At 52.4% G+C, this 20,039-nt stretch carries 23 protein-coding genes and 1 other RNA gene; 19 read left to right on the plus strand and 5 right to left on the minus strand.

Going from position 1 to position 20,039, the window contains the following annotated elements:
* Nucleotides 1–42 precede the first annotated feature (42 nt).
* From PUP29_RS10915 to PUP29_RS10925, 3 genes are all read left to right on the plus strand, one after another.
* Complete coding sequence (locus tag PUP29_RS10915; protein WP_079545831.1) at nucleotides 43–1,320, plus strand: adenylosuccinate synthase; 1,278 nt, start codon at nucleotides 43–45, stop codon at nucleotides 1,318–1,320.
* 21 nt (nucleotides 1,321–1,341) lie between these two features.
* Nucleotides 1,342–1,608, plus strand: an RNA gene (gene ffs, locus PUP29_RS10920) — signal recognition particle sRNA large type.
* Between the two features lie 113 nt (nucleotides 1,609–1,721).
* Nucleotides 1,722–2,342, plus strand: a complete 621-nt coding sequence (locus tag PUP29_RS10925; RefSeq protein ID WP_353423323.1) for a flavodoxin family protein — start codon at nucleotides 1,722–1,724, stop codon at nucleotides 2,340–2,342.
* A 53-nt stretch (nucleotides 2,343–2,395) separates the two neighbouring features.
* Here the strand turns inward: PUP29_RS10925 and PUP29_RS10930 are convergent, their stop codons facing one another.
* Nucleotides 2,396–3,241, minus strand: coding sequence for an aldo/keto reductase (locus PUP29_RS10930; RefSeq protein ID WP_079545828.1), 846 nt, complete (start codon nucleotides 3,239–3,241; stop codon nucleotides 2,396–2,398).
* A gap of 134 nt (nucleotides 3,242–3,375) precedes the next feature.
* On the opposite strand from PUP29_RS10930, the gene PUP29_RS10935 reads away from it, so the two are divergent.
* On the plus strand, nucleotides 3,376–3,792 hold the full coding sequence (locus PUP29_RS10935) for a MerR family transcriptional regulator (RefSeq protein WP_079545826.1): 417 nt from the start codon (nucleotides 3,376–3,378) through the stop codon (nucleotides 3,790–3,792).
* A gap of 65 nt (nucleotides 3,793–3,857) precedes the next feature.
* Here the strand turns inward: PUP29_RS10935 and PUP29_RS10940 are convergent, their stop codons facing one another.
* Nucleotides 3,858–4,589 carry a class I SAM-dependent methyltransferase gene (locus tag PUP29_RS10940; RefSeq protein WP_079545824.1) on the minus strand — a complete coding sequence of 244 codons (732 nt, stop codon included), beginning with the start codon at nucleotides 4,587–4,589 and terminating at the stop codon, nucleotides 3,858–3,860.
* A 153-nt stretch (nucleotides 4,590–4,742) separates the two neighbouring features.
* Here PUP29_RS10940 and PUP29_RS10945 point away from each other — a divergent pair, with 153 nt between their 5' ends.
* The 8 genes from PUP29_RS10945 (at nucleotide 4,743) to PUP29_RS10980 (ending at nucleotide 10,481) form a co-directional block, all read left to right on the plus strand.
* Nucleotides 4,743–5,063 (plus strand): PadR family transcriptional regulator, encoded by a 321-nt coding sequence (locus PUP29_RS10945; protein WP_079545823.1) that lies wholly within the window; start codon nucleotides 4,743–4,745, stop codon nucleotides 5,061–5,063.
* 24 nt (nucleotides 5,064–5,087) lie between these two features.
* Entirely contained in the window at nucleotides 5,088–5,738 is a 651-nt protein-coding gene (locus PUP29_RS10950) for a permease prefix domain 1-containing protein (RefSeq protein WP_079545821.1), read from the plus strand.
* 19 nt (nucleotides 5,739–5,757) lie between these two features.
* Nucleotides 5,758–6,756, plus strand: a complete 999-nt coding sequence (locus PUP29_RS10955; protein WP_079545820.1) for a DUF4097 family beta strand repeat-containing protein — start codon at nucleotides 5,758–5,760, stop codon at nucleotides 6,754–6,756.
* Between the two features lie 108 nt (nucleotides 6,757–6,864).
* Nucleotides 6,865–8,136 (plus strand): alcohol acetyltransferase, encoded by a 1,272-nt coding sequence (locus tag PUP29_RS10960; RefSeq protein ID WP_353423326.1) that lies wholly within the window; start codon nucleotides 6,865–6,867, stop codon nucleotides 8,134–8,136.
* Entirely contained in the window at nucleotides 8,123–8,791 is a 669-nt protein-coding gene (locus tag PUP29_RS10965) for a DUF6320 domain-containing protein (RefSeq protein WP_079545816.1), read from the plus strand. The genes PUP29_RS10960 and PUP29_RS10965 overlap by 14 nt, the downstream gene beginning before the upstream one ends.
* Before the next feature lie 9 nt (nucleotides 8,792–8,800).
* Nucleotides 8,801–9,301 carry an HD domain-containing protein gene (locus PUP29_RS10970; RefSeq protein WP_079545815.1) on the plus strand — a complete coding sequence of 167 codons (501 nt, stop codon included), beginning with the start codon at nucleotides 8,801–8,803 and terminating at the stop codon, nucleotides 9,299–9,301.
* Between the two features lie 2 nt (nucleotides 9,302–9,303).
* Nucleotides 9,304–9,756: a GNAT family N-acetyltransferase gene (locus PUP29_RS10975; protein WP_079545813.1), complete on the plus strand. Its 453-nt coding sequence runs from the start codon at nucleotides 9,304–9,306 to the stop codon at nucleotides 9,754–9,756.
* On the plus strand, nucleotides 9,756–10,481 hold the full coding sequence (locus PUP29_RS10980; RefSeq protein ID WP_079545811.1) for an SDR family oxidoreductase: 726 nt from the start codon (nucleotides 9,756–9,758) through the stop codon (nucleotides 10,479–10,481). The genes PUP29_RS10975 and PUP29_RS10980 overlap by 1 nt, the downstream gene beginning before the upstream one ends.
* Nucleotides 10,482–10,536: 55 nt before the next feature.
* On the opposite strand, the gene PUP29_RS10985 is transcribed toward PUP29_RS10980, so the two are convergent.
* The gene (locus PUP29_RS10985) at nucleotides 10,537–11,889 is read right to left on the minus strand and encodes a sensor histidine kinase (protein ID WP_079545810.1); all 1,353 of its coding nucleotides are present in this window, start codon (nucleotides 11,887–11,889) and stop codon (nucleotides 10,537–10,539) included.
* Complete coding sequence (locus tag PUP29_RS10990) at nucleotides 11,886–12,554, minus strand: response regulator transcription factor (RefSeq protein WP_079545808.1); 669 nt, start codon at nucleotides 12,552–12,554, stop codon at nucleotides 11,886–11,888. Before PUP29_RS10990 ends, PUP29_RS10985 begins: the two co-directional genes overlap by 4 nt.
* Before the next feature lie 202 nt (nucleotides 12,555–12,756).
* Between PUP29_RS10990 and PUP29_RS10995 the strand changes: the two genes are divergently transcribed.
* The 5 genes from PUP29_RS10995 to PUP29_RS11015 all read left to right on the plus strand — a co-directional run bounded on the left by PUP29_RS10995 (nucleotide 12,757) and on the right by PUP29_RS11015 (nucleotide 16,572).
* On the plus strand, nucleotides 12,757–13,278 hold the full coding sequence (locus PUP29_RS10995) for a hypothetical protein (RefSeq protein ID WP_079545807.1): 522 nt from the start codon (nucleotides 12,757–12,759) through the stop codon (nucleotides 13,276–13,278).
* Nucleotides 13,279–13,518: 240 nt separating this feature from the next.
* Nucleotides 13,519–14,265 carry an SDR family NAD(P)-dependent oxidoreductase gene (locus PUP29_RS11000; protein WP_079545805.1) on the plus strand — a complete coding sequence of 249 codons (747 nt, stop codon included), beginning with the start codon at nucleotides 13,519–13,521 and terminating at the stop codon, nucleotides 14,263–14,265.
* Between the two features lie 13 nt (nucleotides 14,266–14,278).
* The gene (locus tag PUP29_RS11005; RefSeq protein ID WP_079547777.1) at nucleotides 14,279–15,412 is read left to right on the plus strand and encodes a glycerate kinase; all 1,134 of its coding nucleotides are present in this window, start codon (nucleotides 14,279–14,281) and stop codon (nucleotides 15,410–15,412) included.
* A gap of 29 nt (nucleotides 15,413–15,441) precedes the next feature.
* Nucleotides 15,442–16,194, plus strand: coding sequence for a fumarylacetoacetate hydrolase family protein (locus PUP29_RS11010; protein ID WP_079545803.1), 753 nt, complete (start codon nucleotides 15,442–15,444; stop codon nucleotides 16,192–16,194).
* 45 nt (nucleotides 16,195–16,239) lie between these two features.
* Nucleotides 16,240–16,572, plus strand: a complete 333-nt coding sequence (locus PUP29_RS11015; protein ID WP_353423331.1) for an L-rhamnose mutarotase — start codon at nucleotides 16,240–16,242, stop codon at nucleotides 16,570–16,572.
* Nucleotides 16,573–16,578: 6 nt separating this feature from the next.
* On the opposite strand, the gene PUP29_RS11020 is transcribed toward PUP29_RS11015, so the two are convergent.
* Nucleotides 16,579–17,448 (minus strand): helix-turn-helix transcriptional regulator, encoded by an 870-nt coding sequence (locus PUP29_RS11020; protein ID WP_079545799.1) that lies wholly within the window; start codon nucleotides 17,446–17,448, stop codon nucleotides 16,579–16,581.
* Between the two features lie 277 nt (nucleotides 17,449–17,725).
* Here PUP29_RS11020 and PUP29_RS11025 point away from each other — a divergent pair, with 277 nt between their 5' ends.
* Entirely contained in the window at nucleotides 17,726–18,826 is a 1,101-nt protein-coding gene (locus tag PUP29_RS11025; protein ID WP_079545797.1) for a uroporphyrinogen decarboxylase family protein, read from the plus strand.
* A 105-nt stretch (nucleotides 18,827–18,931) separates the two neighbouring features.
* Entirely contained in the window at nucleotides 18,932–20,014 is a 1,083-nt protein-coding gene (locus PUP29_RS11030; protein ID WP_079545795.1) for a uroporphyrinogen decarboxylase family protein, read from the plus strand.
* The last annotated feature ends 25 nt before the right edge of the window (nucleotides 20,015–20,039 follow it).

The raw sequence follows: 20,039 nt of genomic DNA on the forward strand, positions 1-20,039 counted from the left end.
ATAGGAAGCCCGAAATATTGAAATAGGTTAGGAGTGAACGAAATGTCCGGTATCGTGGTATTCGGCGCCCAGTGGGGTGACGAGGGAAAGGGCAGATTTGTAGACTATCTGGCTTCCAAGGCAGATATGGTAGTGCGTTACCAAGGAGGAAACAATGCGGGCCATACCGTCGTTGCGGACGGCGTGACCTATAAACTTCATTTGATCCCATCGGGGATATTGTCAAAAGGCAAGGCATGCGTGATCGCAAACGGCGTAGTCGTGGACCCTGCGGCTCTCCGGCGGGAGATCGGTTATCTCGCGGAACGCGGCGTGGCGGTGGATGATCTGTATATAAGCGATCGTGCGCATATGATCATGCCTTATCACAGGGAGCTCGACGCACTGAATGAGAAAAAGCTGGGAGATTTCAAGATCGGTACCACAGGCAACGGCATCGGTCCCTGTTATATGGACAAGGTCGGGCGTATCGGCCTCCGCCTGTGCGACCTTATGGACGAAGACACTTTTCCGGAAAAGCTGAAAAAGTGCATAGAAGATAAAAATGAGATCATCACAAAGGTATATGGCGGCACGCCGCTCGATTATGAAGCGGTGCTCGAGGAATATCGCGGACATGCGAAATATCTCCAGCCGTTCATCTGCGATACCGTCTCACTGATACAGGAATACCGGGAAGCAGGCAAAACACTGCTCTTTGAAGGCGCACAGGGCATGCTTCTCGATATCGATTTCGGGACCTATCCGTATGTGACGTCGTCCCACCCGAACACGGGCGGCGTATGCGCGGGCGCGGGCGTGGGACCGCAGGCGGTCACCGATGTGATCGGTGTGGTAAAGGCTTATACGACGCGTGTGGGCGAAGGGCCGTTCGTTACCGAGCTGCTCGACGCAACGGGCGAAGCGATCCGCGAAAAAGGACATGAATACGGCGCGACAACAGGGCGCCCCCGCCGTTGCGGGTGGCTGGACCTCGTAATCGTCGATTTTGCGGTAAAAACGAGCGGTATTACCGGATTTGCTATATCCCGCATGGATACGCTCGGCGGTTTCGACAAAGTTTATGTTTGCACCGGCTATGATATTGATGGTAAAATAATAAATACCTATCCGGCCTCTCTCACGACGCTTGCAAAGGCAAAGCCGGTCTATAAAGAGTTTGAGGGATGGCCGTCCGATTTGTCGCATATCCGTAAGTATGAAGACCTTCCGGATGCGGCAAAGACCTATATCGAATTTATCGAGCAGCACACCGGAGTGCCGGCCGTGATGATCGGTGTAGGCGCGGGCCGTGAAGAGTGTATTTACCGCGGCCTGTAAATAAAATAGTGTTCCAGTTTGCCGTACTAGACGGGGAGTTAGCGGTGTCCTGTAACCCGCAAGCCGCTATAGCGGGGTTGAATCCCGCGCGGAGGGCTTTCCCGGCAGGGTATGGAGTACGCCTATCGGTGTTGATGGATGGGTCCTGTGCAATACTGCGTTGTGAACCCTGTCAGGTCCTGACGGAAGCAGCAGTAAGCAAATTGCAGTGTGTGCCGCAGGTTCGCCTGTTCTGAGCCGATGCCGTAAATTCCTCTTGTGGGGTTGGGTTCGATGCGCGGTGTACGGCTTCTTATTTCAAAAAGAGGACAGCAGGTCTGTCTTCTTTTTCTATATAAAAACGGAACGGTGCTTTGGAGGCGAAGCATAGTATATTAAGAAATATATGGGAGGTGGTTTTGATGAAAGTATTGATGATAAACGGAAGTCCAAAAGCGCATGGCTGCACCGATACGGCGCTCCGTGAGGTAGAAAAGGCCCTGAATGCTTACGGCATCGAAACGGAGACGCTCTGTCTGGGGAAAAAGCCGGTGGCAGGCTGTATCGATTGCTCCGCCTGTGCGGAAACGGGGCGCTGCGTTTTTCAAGACAAGGTAAACGAGGTACTGGATAGGCTCGATACCATCGATGCCCTGATCGTTGGCTCACCCGTTTATTACGCCGGACCGAGCGGGCAGGTCACCGCGTTTCTTGACCGCCTGTTCTATGCCGGAAAAGGCAGAATGGCAGGCAAGCCGGGCGCTGCGGTCGTTTCCTGCCGCAGGGGCGGGGCGACGGCGGCCTTTGACCGGCTGAACAAATATTTCAACATCAGCAGTATGCCCATCGTCACATCACAGTATTGGAATCAGGTGCATGGAAATACGCCGGAAGAGGTCATGCAGGACAGGGAAGGGCTTCAGACGATGCGTACACTGGGCGAAAATATGGCGTGGCTCCTGCGCTGTATCGAGGCGGGCCGCAGAAGCGGCGTACCGAATCCGAAATATGAAGCGCAGGTCATGACGAACTTTATCCGGTAAGACTGATAGAATGCAAAAAGGTATGCCCGCGGGCATACCTTTTTCTATGGGCATTATAGTTGAAACTGAGAGAGCATTTCAACGGTTGAGGGCTCATAATGGTCGAGAAACAAGCTTTTCCCGGTATCGAGTGCAGCAAGCGCCTGCATATCCTCGGAAGACAGCGAGAAATCAAATATATCGAAGTTTTCTTTCATTCTGCTCCTGTGTGTGGATTTAGGTATCACGATTACTCCCTGCTGGACCAGAAAGCGAAGGGCGGCCTGTGCGGCGGTCTTTCCATATTTGCCGCCGATACCGGTAAGGACGGGGTTTGTAAAGAAGCCGTTTTTCCCTTCCGCGAACGGCCCCCAAGCCTCCGCCTTTACGCCATATTGAGCCATCGTTTTACGCGCGTTCACCTGTTGGTTGAAAATATGAGTCTCCACTTGATTGACGGCGGGAACAATGTCTGCAAATAGGCATAGATCGACAAGACGGTCCGGATAAAAGTTGCTCACTCCGATTGCGCGGACCTTTCCTGCACGATATGCTTCCTCCATGGCGCGGTAGGTGCCGTAATAGTCGCTGAAGGGCTGGTGGATCAAAAGCAGGTCGATATAGTCCGTTTCAAGCTTCTCTAAAGACTGGTCGATAGAGGCGGCGGCCTTATCCTGACCGGCGTTCGTGATCCATACCTTTGTCGTGATAAAGAGCGTTTCGCGCGGGATACCGGATCTGTGAATGGCCCTGCCGACCGCTTCTTCATTTCCATATGCCTGCGCCGTGTCGATCAAACGGTAGCCAAGATCAAGCGCGTCGAGAACACACCGCTCGCATTCAGCATGGTCGGGGATCTGATAAACGCCATAACCGAGGAGCGGAATTTTTACTCCGTTGTTCAGTTCTGTATACTCCATGTATAAATTCTCCTTTCGAAACTTTATTTTAGGGTTGCCGGTTTTTCTTACCAGTTATATAATCATGTTACTACCTTCGAGTAACACGAAGTCAAGCGCTTTTTTAAACTTTTTCAAATGGAGGGGAAATTTTTATGTATACGGTAAAAGAGGCCGCGGCGCTCCTCGGCCTTACGGAACATACGGTCCGGTATTATACGGATAAGGGACTTGTGCCAAGCGTAAAGCGGGATAAAAATAATAACAGGCTGTTCGATGAGGAATCTATGAACTGGCTGACCGGGGTCAAATACCTGAAGCAATGCGGCATGTCGATTGAAACGATACGGGAATATGTACGTCTGTGCCTCGAGGGCGATAAAACGATCGGCGAGCGTTGCCAAATCATTTTAGATCAGCGGGAAACGGCACGCAGGAATTTTGAAGAAGCCAAGCAATGTCTTGCCTATATGGAACGAAAAGCGGAGCATTATCTGGATATATTAGAGAAAAGATTGCCGGACGATACGAATCCGGGAAAATGGAGGAAGGATGCAGACAGGGTATCTTAGCAAAATAATGCCGTCCGGGATATAGCGCCTCCTGCCGGACGGCGGAAAAAATCAATATCCTGCCCTCACTCCTTCTTTGCGGATACGATCAGCATCATCGGACGGCGCAGCTCGTCCTGCATACCGGGAATGCCGAGCATAGACGGGTCGGGCTGCGGCTCCGTCACTCCGGTGATCCTGAAACCTACGCCGAGAAGAGACATCAGATAGGAGGTGAGCGTCCTATGATATTTCACTACGGGTTCGCCAAGAAACCGCGCATTCCGCCTGCCCTCCGAAAAATAATGGTCAACAGGCCAATGCCGGATAACGCCGGAGGCGTCATAGCACCAGTCCTGCGGTCCCTGCGCGGTAAAAACAGGATGCTCTACAGAAAAAACGAAATCGCCTCCGGCCGTCAAATAACGATATACCTTCACACAAATATCCTGAAAAGAAGCTACATAATGCAGTGCCAGAGAGCTGATAACGATATCGAAAGAGCCGTCCGGAAAAGAAACATCCTCGATCGCCGTATGGAGATAGTTTATATTGGCGGCGGCGTTTTCCCTGCGGGCGCGTTCCAGCATCTGCTCCGAAAGGTCTACCCCCGTAACGCAGGCAGCGCCGTTTTTTGCAGCATAGGCGCAATGCCAGCCGAAGCCGCAGCCTAAGTCGAGTACACGTTTTCCGGAAAAAGCGGGCAGCAGCCGCCGGAAGACGTGCCATTCTCCTGCACCGGCGAGGCCTTTTGTGGAACGGTCCATCCGGCTGTATTTTTGAAAGAAAGTTTTCTCGTCATATTTATTTTCGCGCATACTGCACCTCCAAGCTTCCCTGTCTTTATCATAGTACCGAATAAGCATATACTATGCAATCATGCATTTTAAAAAATATACATTGACAGGCGATGTATATAAATATAAAATGTAAATAAGAAAATGAGATAAATTGAAAAGGGGAGATATCTTATGTCGCTGACCTCCGATCTGATCCGCGGGCATACGGAGACTATCATACTTGCGCAGCTTTTAAAAAAGGACAGCTATGGCTATGAGATCAATAAATCGATCCAGCAGACGACGCACGGGGAGTATGAATTAAAGGAAGCGACTCTCTATTCCGCGTTTCGCAGGCTGGAAAATGCAGAATTGATCGAGTCCTATTGGGGAGATGAGACCACGGGTGCGCGCAGACGCTATTACCGCATCACGCCTCTCGGCCGGGAGATATACCGGAAAAACAGAGAGGATTGGGAATATACCAAAAAACTCATCGACCGCCTGATATAAAATACTTTACGGAGGATACTATAGATGGAAGAAAAATTGCGGAAATATGTAGAGGAGCTTTTCGCGGATGCGCCGAAGACCAGCAAGATGGTGGAGCTGCGGGAAGAGATCTTTATGAATCTGAAGGAAAAATATAACGACCTTATTGCCGCAGGCGCATCGGAAGAAGAAGCGTATCGCATCGTGAAAGGAAGCGTCGGAGACGTAAACGAGCTGATCAGCAGCGCAAATGAAGCCCATACGGCCCGCGTACCGTCCGATGAGGAGCGGAAGCAGCGTGCGCGGCTCACGGCAGTCGCGGTGATGCTGTATATTTTGTCTCCGGTGTTCATCATCGCGTTGGGGAGCATCCATCAGGAGATCATGGGGCTCGTTTTCATGTTCGTACTGATCGCGGTTGCAACGGGCCTGCTGGTCTACCGCAGCTCGCTGCAGGCGGCTCCTGACTACGAAAAGCTGGACGATTCCATGGTGGAGGAATTTAAGGAATGGCAGGCCGAAAATAAGCGGAAAAAGGAAAAAGAAAAAACGTATGCCGGAATCGTGTGGCCAGTCATCGTGGCGCTGTATTTCGTCATCAGCTTCACAACGTGGGCATGGGGGATCACATGGATTATTTTTATTATCGGAGCTGCTGTAGACCAGATTATAAAACTCGCGATAAAACAGGAATAAGCCAAAAGAGGTGAAAGCAATGAGTAAAACAGGAAAAATCGTTATATGGGCGGTCGTCGCAGCAGTGCTGACAGGCATCCTGATATGGGGGCTCGCCGGAAAAGCGTCCTTCGGAGCAGTATGGGGAAATTTTGCAGATACGGTCAAAAACCTCAAGGTAGATGATTTCGTGGATCGGCTGCCCGACGATGCGCAGACAGGCGAGCATTTTGAAAAAGCAGCGGAGGAGATCGAAAGCATTTCCATGCGGTTCGTGGACGAGAGCATCACGATCGTTCCGACAGACGGGGATGTGATTCGCGTGGAGGAAACGAGCAGCCGCACGATCAAAAACGAGGATGTCATGCACTACGGAACAAAGAATGGAGAGCTTGTGGTGCAGAGCGGACGCGTAGGACGCGTATTCGGATGGACGGGCAGCTATGGAATAGACGTGCGGGTCATGATCCCGCGGTCATTTGCGGGAACGGTCGATATCGAAACGGTATCGGGGCCTATGGAGATTGGGGAAACGAATGCGGCGTCCGCCCTTTACGGAACGACATCCGGCGATATCTCGGTCAGCGGAGGAACACATAGAGAGCTGCGCATAGACAGCGTTTCGGGAAGTGTGGGTGTAAAAAACACCCGGTCCGAAAAGCTGAGGGCGGATACGATGTCCGGGGATATCGAAGCGCAGGGCAGCTTCAGCGAGGTCAACATAGACAGCACGTCGGGAAGCATTTGGATCGAAACGGAAGAAGCCCGCGAGATCGATACGGCTACGACAAGCGGAGAAACGGCTATACGGTGTATGCATGCGCAGACGCTGGAAAAAATAACGGTGGATTCGGTCTCGGGCAGCGTTCAGGTCACGCTCCCGGAGGAAAGCGGCTTCACGCTCAGCTTTGATACGGTGTCCGGAACTGAGAATAACGATTTTGCCATGAAACAGGATACTTATGCGGACGGGCACACCAAAATCAAAGTAGATACAGTTTCCGGTTCTCTCTATATGGCGCTGGGCGGCGCTTCATAATTACTTAAGAAATCCGGAGCGGAATATCTGATATAATGAATATATAGGTGGGGAAAATACGCCTCCGCGGGCCGACGCCCTGTGCGGAAGAGGGAAATGGTTTGAAAAATGATACGGGAAAGAAAACGATACCCGCTCGATACCGCGGCAAAATTATTTCCGTCCGTCTCACGGCCCACGAATACGTCGGTGTTTCGGCTCTCGGTCGTACTGACGGAAGAGGTGCGGCCGGAGGCGCTTCAGAAAGCGGCGGAAGAGACGCTCCGCCGCTACCCCTATATGGCGGTGCGCCTCAGAAAAAATGAATTAGAGGAAACCGGCAGGCCTTTCGCTGTTGTGCAGGAGGAAAAAACGCCATGCGCTTTGTTTGAGCCTGAAAAAGAGGAGTTTTTGCTGCGTATTCTATGGTATAAGCGGCGTATATCCGTCGAGATATTTCATGCGCTTGCCGATGGAACGGGCGGCGTCATGTTCTTAAAAACACTTCTCCACTGTTATTTTAGAACACTGGGCTGCACGATCGATCCGGAGGGCAAAATTCTTCTGCCGGATGAAACGCCGCAGGAAGAAGAATATGAGAACAGCTTTCTTCGGTACTATGATGGTACGAAAACGGCTGTTCATAAGCTGCCGCCGGCATTCAAGATAAAGGGAGAACCGCTTCCGGACGGCGGCCGCAACGTGATACATGGAGTTTTTCGGTTGGACGGCCTGAAGCGGGCCGCTAAAAGGCAGGGAGCAACGGTCACCGAATATTTGTGTGCGCTGATGGCATTTGCGATCTACCGGGAATGCGTAAACGGTCTGGACGATGAGCCGATCGTGCTTTCTATTCCCGTCAATCTGCGCGCTGTCTTTCCGTCCTGTACGGTCCGGAATTTTTTCAGTATCGTCAATATAACGGTATCCGCAGAACAGGCGGGCTCGCTTCGTGCGGCGCTCGATGCGGTAAGACGCGAATTGAGGGGAAAAACACGGCCGGAAAAGCTGCGGGAAGCGCTTAGGGAGAGCTGCGGAGCGATGGAGCATCCGGTGGTCCGCGCGGTCCCGCAGTTTATGAGAGACGCGGGCCTGCGGTTCGTCTTTGCGTTTTTCAGCGAGGATGTGAAAACAATGACGATATCGAACGTAGGCGCGTTCGATCTCCCGAAAGGCATGCTGCCTTATATAGACCACGCAGAATCGGTCGTCTATCCGACGGAACGCAGTCCTATTAACTGCTGCCTGTGTTCTGCAGGCGGGAAAATGACGGTGTCATTTATCCGGACGGTTCAGGAAACAGGACCGATACGCTTTTTCTTTCGCTTTCTTGCACGGGAAACAGGGGAAGAGATATCGGTCTATACAAACGATTGGGGGATTTTGAATGGGAAAGTGTGAATATTGCGGCGTTACGGTGCGGGGCAGCTCTGCTTGTCCGCTGTGCGGCAGGAAGGTGCGGGCGCAGCGGTCCGAAAAAATGTATCCTGACGGCAGTGCGGATTCCCCGAAAGCGAAAAACAAAAGACTGCCATTTTGGCAGGCAGCTGTGACGCTTAGCGTGGTGGGCGCCTGCGCATGGGTGAATCTGGCCACGCGGGGCAGCACAGGAGGCTATTGGTGCCTTGATATCGCGGCAGTCTTTGCTTATTTATGGGTACTTGTGCTCCATACGGTAAAATCATCTGCGCAGGGCAGCCTGAAGCTGTCTCTGCAGGCGCTTCTTGTTATGGTAATGCTGTGCGTATTCGACTGGAATGCAGGGCGCGGGCTTTGGTCGGTCAATTTCGGCATCCCGATCGTATGCGCCGGCTTTATCTTTCTTGCGACGTATATCGTTGTCACGCGGAAGATGAGCTGGAGCGGCTATATCGGCTATATGGCGGCGGTCGCGCTGTTTGGACAGATACCTGTGGTAAGCGTCATGCTGGGGCTTGCGCAGATCGCATGGCCGGGGATCGCCGCTGCGGGCTATGCGGTCTTTACGTTTCTGGTCATGCTGATGTTTGCGAATGGCCGGTATAAAAATGAACGTGTGCGCAGACTGCGGTTTTAAGGAGGGAAAATGGAGTTTAAGATGGGCCCGCTCATAGCGGAAATGATGAAATATGAACGTGGTGCGGCCGGAAGGATCAATCATTTTTTAAAGGTATATTCCTATGCAAAGCTTATCGGAGAGCAGGAAGGGCTTTCACGGGAAAAGCAGGAGATATTGGAAGCGGCGGCGATCGTGCATGATTGCGGGATACGTCCGAGCCTCGAAAAATATCAGTCGTCCGGAGGAAAGTTTCAGGAGCTGGAGGGGCCTCCGGTCGCGCGCAGGCTGCTTGAAGCGCTGGGATTCCCGGAGGAAGCGGTTCGGAGGATATGCTTCTTGGTCGGACGGCACCATACCTATCAGGGCATAGAGGATGACGATTATCAAATTTTGGTAGAGGCAGACTTTCTGGTCAATCTATATGAGGAAAAAAGCGGAAAAGAGGCTGTGCTGAAAGCGCGGAAAAGTATTTTCCGTACCAAAGCGGGCCTGCAGGCCCTAAACGATCTGTTTGCATTGCCGGAGTAACGATGGAACGGTTCAGGAAAATACGAAGAAACAAAAAAGAGTATATGGAGCTTTTGCTCGAAGCCGATCCGGCTGAAGAGATGATCGATCAATATCTCGCGGACGGAGCGCTCTTTATACTCGAAGAGGATGGGCGTCTCTTGGCGGCGGCGGTGGTCGTCATGCTCGGGGAACAGGAATGCGAGCTGAAAAACCTTGCGGTCGCGGAAACAGTACGCAAACGGGGATACGGAAGAAAAATGGTGAAATATCTGTGCGGCCTATACCGTAAAACGTGCTGCAGGATGCATGTCGGTACGGCGGACGTTCCATGCGGCTGTATGGATTTTTACCGGACGCTCGGCTTCCGGTATACACATACCGTGAAAGGCTTCTTTTCCCAATATCCGGAGCCCGTTTATGAAAAGGGTATGCTTGTTACGGATATGGCCTATTTTGTAAAGGAGCTTTCATAATGGAGTTGTTTGATATAGCGGGCAAACGCGCGCTCGTAACGGGCGGGAGCCGGGGCATTGGCCTTGCGCTCGCACGGATGCTGCGGGATGCGGGCGCAAAGGTCGCGGTGTTCTTCCATACGACAAGAGTGAGGGAAGAGGGGCTGCTGCCCGTTCCGTGCGACCTGCTCGATGCCGGGGATACACGCCGCGCTTTCAGAGAAGCAGTCCGTCTGCTTGGCGGGCTCGATATCCTCGTCAATGCGGCGGGCCTGCATAAACGGGACGATGCGGAGCATTTTCCCGCAGACGAATGGGAGGAGATCATACAGGTAAATGTGGTATCTGCGTTCCGCGTATGCCAGCTTGCAGGACGCGAAATGATAGCACAGGGAAGCGGCAAGATCGTCAATATTTGCTCTGTACGTTCTGTAATAGCGGGGGAGCGCAGCTCCGCGTACAGCGCAAGCAAGGCGGCGCTTCTGCAAATGACGCGGGCGTTGGCAAAGGAATGGGGCAAATATCACATCAATGTGAACGGTCTTGCCCCCGGATATATTCTGACCGATATGACGGCGGCTGCCATGAACGATCCGGAAACGGGCGGGCAGCTGCTCTCGCATACGCCTCTCGGACGTTTTGGAGAGATGGAGGACCTGAGGGGGGCGCTTCTGTTCCTTTGTTCACGCGCATCAGATTATGTCACCGGGATACTGCTCCCGGTGGACGGGGGATTTATTTGCTGAAAAAGAAATGCCCAAAATGCCGGAACGGCTGTTCCGGCATTTTTGATGTCCGTCTTTAGGCGCTGCGGAGAGGAAGGATGAACGAAAAGACGCTTCCTCTGCCGGGCATGCTTTCTGCATGGATGGTTCCATGATGCGCCGCGACGATCCACTTCACCATGGGGAGTCCAAGCCCGCTGCTTCCGTCAGAATGGCGCTTGTGCCGTGACTGGTCGGCCTGATAAAAACGCTCCCAGATATGAGGCAGATCGGCAGGAGCGATGCCGATACCATCATCCTCCACCGTACCGTGCACCTGCCCATCTTCTGTGTGCAGCGTAAATTTTACAAAGCCGCCGCTCCGGCCGAAGCGGATCGCATTTTCAGCGAGATTGATGAGCATGCGCATCAAAAGAAGCTCGTCCGCCGTCACAAAAATGCTGGGTTCGATATCTGTCAGAACGCGGATCCCCGCGCTTTCGGCTTTTGCAGACATTTCCTGTGCGGTTGCCTCCATAAGCTCAGAAAGATCGACCGGTTCGGTATGCAAAGCCTGCGTTCCGCGGTCTGCGCGGGACAGAAAGAGAAGCTGATTTACTAAGCCGGACATGCGCTGCGCCTGTTGCTGTATGGCGAGCAGGGCGTTCCTGCTTTCCTTTTCGTGGGTAAGCGCGTAGCCGCATTGGGTGAGGATCACGCTGAGCGGTGTTCGCAGCTCGTGGGAAACGTCAGAGGTAAACTGTTTTTCCCGCTCGAAAGAATCCTGCAGGCGCGCGAACATATCGTCAAAGGTGGAGGAAAGCTCGCCGAATTCATCCTTGCGGGAGGAGAGGCCAATGCGGCGCGAGAGGTCGCTGCCGTCTGCAATGCTGCGGGCTGTGTGGCTGATTTGGAGCATAGGACGGAATGCGCGCGAGGTAATATAAAACCCACCCAGCGCGGCGAGAAGCACAATGGGAAGGATCATCCACCAGAACAGCGGGAGGGCATGCTGCTCGATCGCCGTAACGGGATCGAGCGTAAGACAGGCGCGCACCCATACGGATGGTCCACCCGAAAGGTGGAGAGAAACGTCATAAACGCTCCATACACGCCCGGAATCTCCCGTGACCTGACGTACGGGGCCCTCCTGCAGGGAAAGGTCAAAATCAGGGATAGGACCATAGAGAAGCGCGCGTCCGTCCGCATCGTACACCATAAGAGTCGCAGAATCGATCTTTTCGATATCACGGTCGATCTCGATTTCACCGTCGTCGTAATCGATTTCGCTTTGTGCGTCTGCTGCGGCTTTTTCAAGTGCCTCCTGTGTATAGGCTTCTGTCTGCCGGGTATTTGCAAATTGCAGGATGAAGAATACGGCGGCCGCCATGAGTATGAGCATAGCCGTATACCAAAAGCCTACCTTTTGGCGCACGGTAAAATTTCTCATGGCGTTTCCCTCATGACATATCCTACGCCGCGGACCGTATGGATAAGCGGCCTGCCGTGCGCATCGACGGCCTTGCGGAGCTTACGGATATATACGTCCACCACGTTCGAGCTCCCCTCATATTCATAGCTCCAGATATGTTCTTCGATTCGGGAACGGGAGAGGACCGTTCCCTGATTGCGCAGCAAATATTCCAAGATAGCAAATTCGCGCCCAGAGAGGAAAAGCTCCCGGCCCGCACGGAATACGCGGTGCGCGGCTGGATCAAGGGAAAGATCGGCAAGAGAGAGCGTTGTCTGCCCGCCCTTTTTTCCGCGCATCAGTACACGCATGCGCGCAAGAAGCTCTTCGGCTGCGAAAGGCTTGACCAAATAATCGTCCGCGCCTGCGTCAAGCCCGCGTACCCGGTCTTCAACGCTTCCCTTTGCGGTCAGCAGGAGCACCGGGACTGTCTTGCCGGCGGCGCGTATCCTGCGCAGAACCTCGAGCCCCGATAAGGAGGGCAGCATAATATCGAGAATGATCCCGTCATATTCAGCCGCCTCGACGTAATCGAGCGCTTCCTCGCCGTCAAAACAAGTGTCTGCCGCGTAATGCTCATCCTCCAAAAGCTTCTTTAAAAGGCCGTTCAGGTCCGGCTCATCCTCTACAATAAGAATCCGCATCTATGCCGCTCCTTTCCCCGTTTTTATCGGTTTTGATAATGTTTACTCTATTATAATAAGATGAAATAAAAATGAAAATGCGAAAATCAAAAAAATTATGAGGCTTTCATCTGCGTTTCATTTTTGGACTATAAAATGGCAGTATCGGGAGCGGAACAAAAATCATCCGCGCAATTATAAGGTTAAGATAAGGAGAAAAAACATGAAGAAAGTATTTGTATTGATTTGCAGTATCGTATTGGCAGGAAGCATTGCGGTGGGGTGCGCTTCATCCTCGCCCGAGCTGGCGGCTGTTCAAAGTCAGCTGAATGAAATTGCCGGGGAGCTCGACAGCCTGAAGCAGGGGAATACGGAAGCGGCGCAAAGCAGTCAGAGCCCGGCTGCTGAGCCTGCTCCGACAGCCTCGGCGGCACCCGCTCAAACTGCGGAATCTGGGTCAAAAACGGTTGGAGAGTATGGAATCAGCGGTTTTGAAACACGGGTATCGGAACTGACGGCGAAAATGGGAACTGCGACGCTTCAGGATATCGGAACGATCAAGCAGGAAATGAATCAGCTGGAACGCGATATGGACGCGGCGGAGGATCAGGCGGAATGGGATTTCAGGCAGGGCGCGTTGAGCCGGACGGACTACAAAGAGGTAGAACGCCAGATAGAGCATCTGGAAGATGAGCTCGATTATGCTGAGGAATCGATGGAATACCGTCTTGGCTACGATGACTGAAAAAGCGGAGGGAAGGCTGTTCCGAAAAATTTTCGGAACAGCCTTTTTATCGGATGTGATTAAAATTTATTTGCCGTCAATTTGGTCCGAATGTTTGTAAAATATGACCCGGACACCCGATATTTGGAGAGGAGGAAGGAAAAATACGTTGACAAGCATTAAGTTTAACGTTAAACTTAATATAAAGTCAGAAATAGATCCGATTGGAAAAACTATCACGAGAATCAAGGGGATGATTTTATGAATTTTTCGGGACGGACGGCGATCGTGACGGGCGGCGCGAAAGGAATAGGCCGCGGCTGCTGTGAATTGCTCGCGCAGCACGGCGCGAACGTAGTGATCGCAGACATGAACCTGGCAGGCGCACAGGAAGTGGAAAAGGCGCTGAAAGAAAAAGGCTGTTCCGCAAAAGCGGTACAGGTCAACGTCAAATCGGTCGGGGACGTGCGCGCTATGGTAGAAACGGCTGCAGATACGTTTGGAACGGTAGATATCCTGATCAATAATGCGGGCATTCTGCATACTACGCCCATTGAAGACATTACGGAAGAGGAATGGGATAACATCGTGGCCATCAACTTGAAGAGCGTATTTTTTGCAACACAGGCAGTGCTTCCCTATATGAAAGAAAAGCGCTATGGAAAGGTGCTCAACCTATCCTCGCTTGCAGGGCGGAACGGCGGTATTGCCAACGGGCTTGGCTACTCGGCAACAAAGGCGGGCATCATCGGCCTGACGCGCGGTTTTGCCGCGCGGCTGGCAAAGTATGGCATCAATGTCAATGCGATCGCCCCGGGTTCTACGGATACGGGGATTCTCGACACGCTTCCGCAGGAAAAAATTGACGAGCTGGTTTCTAAAATTCCGTTGGGGCGGTTTGGAAAAACAAAAGAGATCGCAGGGGTGGCCGTATTCCTGTGTTCGGATGAGGCTTCGTTTATGACGGGAGCGATCGTAGACGTAAACGGCGGCATGTATTTTGGGTGAGGAAAACACAGTGTTGAAAAAAATCATTATAGCGCCCGACTCTTTTAAGGGCACAATGACTTCTATTGAAATTTGCAATTACATCGGGGAAAGGATCGCGGCGTTTTTGCCGGAAGCGCAGGTCGTAAAGGTGCCGATCGCCGACGGAGGCGAGGGAACGGTAGACGCGTATCTTTCCGGTATCGGCGGAACGCGCCGTAAAAAGACTGTAACAGGACCGATGGGAACACCGGTGGAGGCGGAATACGGCATACTGCCGGATGGGAAGACGGCGGTGATCGAGATGGCTGCGGCAAGCGGGCTTCCGCTTGTAGACGGGCCAAAATCTCCTATGGACGCAACGACGTTCGGCACGGGAGAGCTGATTGCAGATGCGGTGGAAAGCGGATGCACGAAAATCATACTGGGCATCGGCGGCAGTGCGACCAATGACGGCGGGATCGGCGCTTTGTCGGCGCTCGGCGTGCGTTTTCTCGATGCGGACGGAAAAGCGGTCACGCCGGATGGAAAAGGACTCGCACAAATCGAGTCTATCGACGAATCCGGGCTTTGCCAAGCTTTGCGCGGCGTCACGCTGACGATCGCCTGCGATGTCAAAAATCCTCTCGCGGGAAAAAACGGGGCGGCGCATGTGTTCGGGCCGCAAAAGGGGGCGACGCCCGAAATGGTGGAGGCTCTTGATGCGGGCCTGCTGCACTATAACGGCGTGCTTACCCGGCATACGGGCGTCGACCGGAAGGACAAAAGCGGTATGGGCGCGGCAGGGGGCATCGGTCTCTCGCTGGAAGCATTTCTTCATGCCAAGATGCTGCCCGGGATCGACCTGATCCTCGATACGGCGGATTTCGATAAAAAAATACAAGGGGCGGACCTCATCATTACGGGAGAAGGAAAGATAGACGGCCAAAGCAAGCAGGGCAAGGTGCCGGTGGGCGTCGCTTGGCGCGCGAAAAAGCAGAATGTGCCGGTTGTTGCGCTTGTCGGCGATGTAGGCGCCGGATATGAAGAACTCTACGAGGAGGGCATCACCGCGATCTTTTCGACAAATAAGGCCGCGGTTCCCTATGAGCAGGCACGCCGGACGAGCGTGGAGGATTTAAAATTCCTGACGGAATCATTGCTGCGTTTTTACTGTGCAGTAAGGTAAAATGGATTTGAAATAGCCGGGAGGACGATATGAAACTGTGCAGATTTGAAAAAGAAGGAAATATTTTTTATGGGATACTCGAGGGGGATGAGATTTCCTTTCTTGCGGGGGAGCCTTATGACGGGCTCCGGACGACCGGAGAGCATGCGGGGCTCGGCGAGGTGAAGCTTCTTGCGCCTACGGTCCCCAAAAGCATTGTTGCGGTGGGGCTGAATTACAGGAAGCATGCGGAGGAGATTGGAATGCCTCTTGTGCCGGAGCCGCTGATTTTCTCTAAATTCGTGAGCTCCGTCATCAATCCGTTCGAGCAGATCGTAAAGCCGGACGTATGCAAACAGCTCGATTATGAGGCGGAGCTTGCCATTGTGATCGGCAGGCGCTGCTGCAAAGTGAAAAAAGAGGAAGCGCGGGATTATATCCTCGGCTATACCTGTATGAACGATGTAACGGCGCGCGACCTTCAGGATATGACCAAGCAATGGGCGCGCTGCAAGGGGTTCGATACGTTCTCGCCGTTCGGTCCGTGGGTCGAAACGGAGGTCGACGGTGATAATCTGCATTTGCAGGCCGTCCTGAACGGAAAAGTCGTGCAGGACGATACGACGGCAGACTTCATTTTCAGCACGGCGGAGCTGGTGGAATATATCAGCGGCTTTATGACACTGTATCCGGGCGACATCATAACGACGGGCACGCCGGGCGGGATCGGCCCGATGAAGAGCGGAGACGAGATCAAAGTGGTCATTGAAGGGATCGGAGAGCTTGTAAACTATGTCAAATAACGGTGCGGGCAAAGCGGCCGGAATTTATAAAAGGAGAGATCGGCAATGAGAAAATATTTATGTGTGATCGAGATCAAGCCGGAATGCAGAGATGAATATATCGGTATCCACAACAATCCGTGGAGGGAAATGCTGGAAGCGATACGCGATGCGGGCTATACGAACGAGGCGCTGTTTTACTATAAGGACCAGAGCATCATCTATTTGGAATGCCCGGACGATACGACGCATGAGGAATGCGACGCACGCCTGCGCGCAACGGATATCTGCAAGAAATGGGATGTCACGGTCTGCCCGTGGTTTGCGGCGGAGCCCGTCATGTGCGAAAAGATTTTCGATCTGAATCAGCAGCTTGAGGGAGAACTCCGCGCTGATTGAAAAGAATCAATAGAAATTTTTGGAGCGGAACGCCGTGGGAGTCATTCCCATGGCGTTTTTAAATGAGCGGATAAAAATATTCACGTTGGAAAACCCTACCTGCTCGGAAATATCCTGAATGCTCATCTGTGTCGTGAGAAGCAGACGCTTCGCCTTGTCGATGCGCTGACGAAGCAGATATGCGTGCGGAGCAAGGCCCGTCTGCATTTTGAAAATGCGGGACAGGTGATAAGGACTCAAAAGCGATGCACGGGCAATCTCATCCAGCGTGATCTGGTTCGTATAATGCCGGTCTATAAATTCCTTTGCATGCATGACCGGAACGGAAAGGTCAGGACCGGCCGCTCCCTTGTCCGCATTGATGGCAAGGTCGGTCAAAATGCGGGAAAGAGCAAGAGAGATCTCGAGAGGGGCATGGTCTCCCGGCGTGATGCATAGATTGATGATCTCGCCGATCCATTTTCGCGTCGTCTCGATATTGCTGCACGGGACCGTGCGCCAGCCGCCCTTGTTGATATAATCGAGGTATGTGCGCGCCGCACTCCCGTCAAAACGGATATAATAATTTTCCCAGAAATCTCCAAGCGTATGATATTCGTGATATTGTGTACAGTCGATAAAAACAGCGTCGCCCGCATTGAGGACGCAGGTCTTCCCCTGAAACGAGAAGCTTCCCTGCCCGCGCGTCGTGACAAGCAGCAATACGCCGTCGAGATACCATGTTTTAGTATAGCATTCCTTTTTTGCACCGATCTGCCCCGCACAGTAAACAAAAAAGGGCAGGCTGCGTGCAAGCGCCGAAGCATTGGCAATCACGCCGCAGGATTCATCGGTGATATCGAGATTATATTCCCGGTTTGGCTCGCGTACGATCATAGCAGTTCCTCAAAACAGCAAGAAAAGTATATAATATGGCACGAAAAGATGATTACAATTTTATCGCGGTATGTTACCATTATATAAAATACAGAAGCAAAAGACAACATCGAATCCATTTTGGAAACAGAAAAAGCACAAATAAACAGCAGAATTTGGCCGTTTCAGGTAGACTGGACAGCAGGCGGCGCCGTAATTGCCTGCGCCGCCTGCGGCAATATTGCAAAACGAATCAGAAAAGATAAAAAAGCAAAAAAAGTGTATAGGAGGAATTTGAATGAATAGCAGAGAACGCGTTTTGAGAGCCTTGAAAATAAAAGAGGGAATGCCTGACCGCATCCCGGTACAGTTCGACCTTTGCAGGCAGCTTCAGGATCATTTTGCGGAAAAACTGGGCATCGAATCCAAATATACCAATAATTTATTCGAGGACGTCACCTACCGGATCAGCGGGAATGAGGTGCGTCTTGCGCTTGGAAGCGACGCGGTCATCGTCGGCGCGGCGGAGCGGGCGGATTTCAAGCCGGAGAAGCTTGAGGACGGAAGCTGGTATAACGAATATGGCATGCGCATGAAGCAGGGGCCGATCTATGTGGAGATACTCGACTATCCGCTTGCCAATGCACATACGAAAGAGGATATCGACGCCTACGAGTGGCCGGACCCGCACGAGCCGTCGCGCTATACGGACGCTGAATATTACATCAAAAAATATAAAGACGATTATTTTATTATCGGCGATATAGAAGTCACGATACTTTCTTTGGCACAGCAGCTTGTGGGCCTTGAAAAGCTGCTGCTTGATATGGCCATGCAGGAAGAATATGTGGAATACCTGTTTAAAAAATGTGCGGATTTCCAAACGCAGGTAGGCATAGAGCTCGTGCGCCGCGGCGTAGACTGCATTTGGGTGGGCGACGATTTCGGATCTCAGCAGAGCCTGCTGTTCTCGCCGGATATGTTCCGCAGTATGCTGAAAGATCATTATGCGGATCTGATACGTGCGATGAAAGCGGAAAATCCGGATATCGTTATGGCATTGCATTCGGACGGCGCCGTAAAGCCGCTGCTTCCGGACATCAAGGAGATCGGCTTCGATATTTTCAATCCGGTGCAGCCCGGCGTACCAGGGCATTCTCCGCAGGAGATCAAAGACGAGTTCGGCGATGTGTTCGCGTTCTGGGGGGCCATCGACCAGCAATATCTGCTCCCGCAGGGCACCGACGCAGAGGTGGAAGCGGATATTAGGGAAAAGTGTGAAGTGCTTGGTAAGGGCGGCGGCTATATGATCGCTCCCGCGCACATCATGCAGCCGGACGTATCGCCGGAACGGGTGGAGTTTTTCATTGAAATGTGCAAAAAATACGGGCAATACTGAACCGGAAAAAATGGGCGCGCGCGGGCGAATTGCAGCGCGCGCCTTATCAAAAAATAAAAGTGGTAACGATGCAAGTTTGGGGAGAAAAGGAAAGGGGAGATTCACATGGCAAGCTTGGAACAATTAAGGAAACCGGATAAGGAACGCACGCTGGCGGCTCTGCGCGGAGAAATACCGGACCGGGTGCCGCATTTTGAGGTGGCGATCGAAGAGGATGTGACCAAAGCGATCTTGGGCCGCGACGTAGGCTCGACGCTCGCAGCGGCGCGCGGCGCGTCCGACAGGACGTTCGTGGCTCCGCCGATGGATCCGAAGGACTATCTGGAGATTCTGAATTTCAACGGACAGGACGTCATGGGCTTTGAGGCGCTGTGGGTACCGTTCAAATATAAAGACGAAAAAGGGGAGCTGCACATCGTAAACGATGGCCGCATCAAAAGCTTCGAGGATCTGGAAAAGGTCGTGGAGCCAAACTGGGAGCTCGATTTCGCGCCGCGCAAGGAGTATTTCGATATCTATAATAAGGCGATAGAAGGCACCGGAGTCGGTACGTTCATTCTCACAGGGGCGATCTTCCAAACCTGCTATCAGTTCCTGATCGGCTTTGAGGACTTCTTTGCGATGGCCTATACGGATACGGAGTTCATCGAGGTCATGATGGATAAATGTATGGATTACTATATGAAAGTGATCGAGGTCGCGCTCGACAGCAATCTGACATTCCTGTTCCTCGGAGACGATATCGCGTTTGGTTCGGGCACGTTCATGAATCCGGCTAAATTCAAGGAGATGTGGCTGCCGCGCTATAAGAAGATGGTCAGCATGGCGAAACAGGCGGGCGTGCCGGTCATGTTCCACAGTTGCGGGAATATCACGGATATCTTTGACGATATCATTATGGAGCTTGGCGTAGACGCAATCAACCCGATCGAGCCGTATTCCATGAATATTTATGATATCAAGGAAAAATACGGCGATAAGATCACGATCAGCGGCAATATCGACGTTGCAGGCCCGCTTGCGATCGGAACGCCGGACGAGGTTCGCGCGGAAGTGCGCGAGCATCTGGAACGTCTCAAGCCGGGCGGGCGGTATATCTGCAGTTCAAACCACAGTATCATGAACGACGTAAAAGTGGAAAACTATAAGGCGATGATCGATACTATCATCGAATACGGACAATATTAAAGAATGCTGGTGAAAAAGGAGCTGC

It is taken from the genome of Christensenella massiliensis (assembly GCF_040409835.1).
In the GTDB taxonomy this organism is placed as follows: Bacteria; Bacillota; Clostridia; order Christensenellales; family Christensenellaceae; genus Christensenella; species Christensenella massiliensis.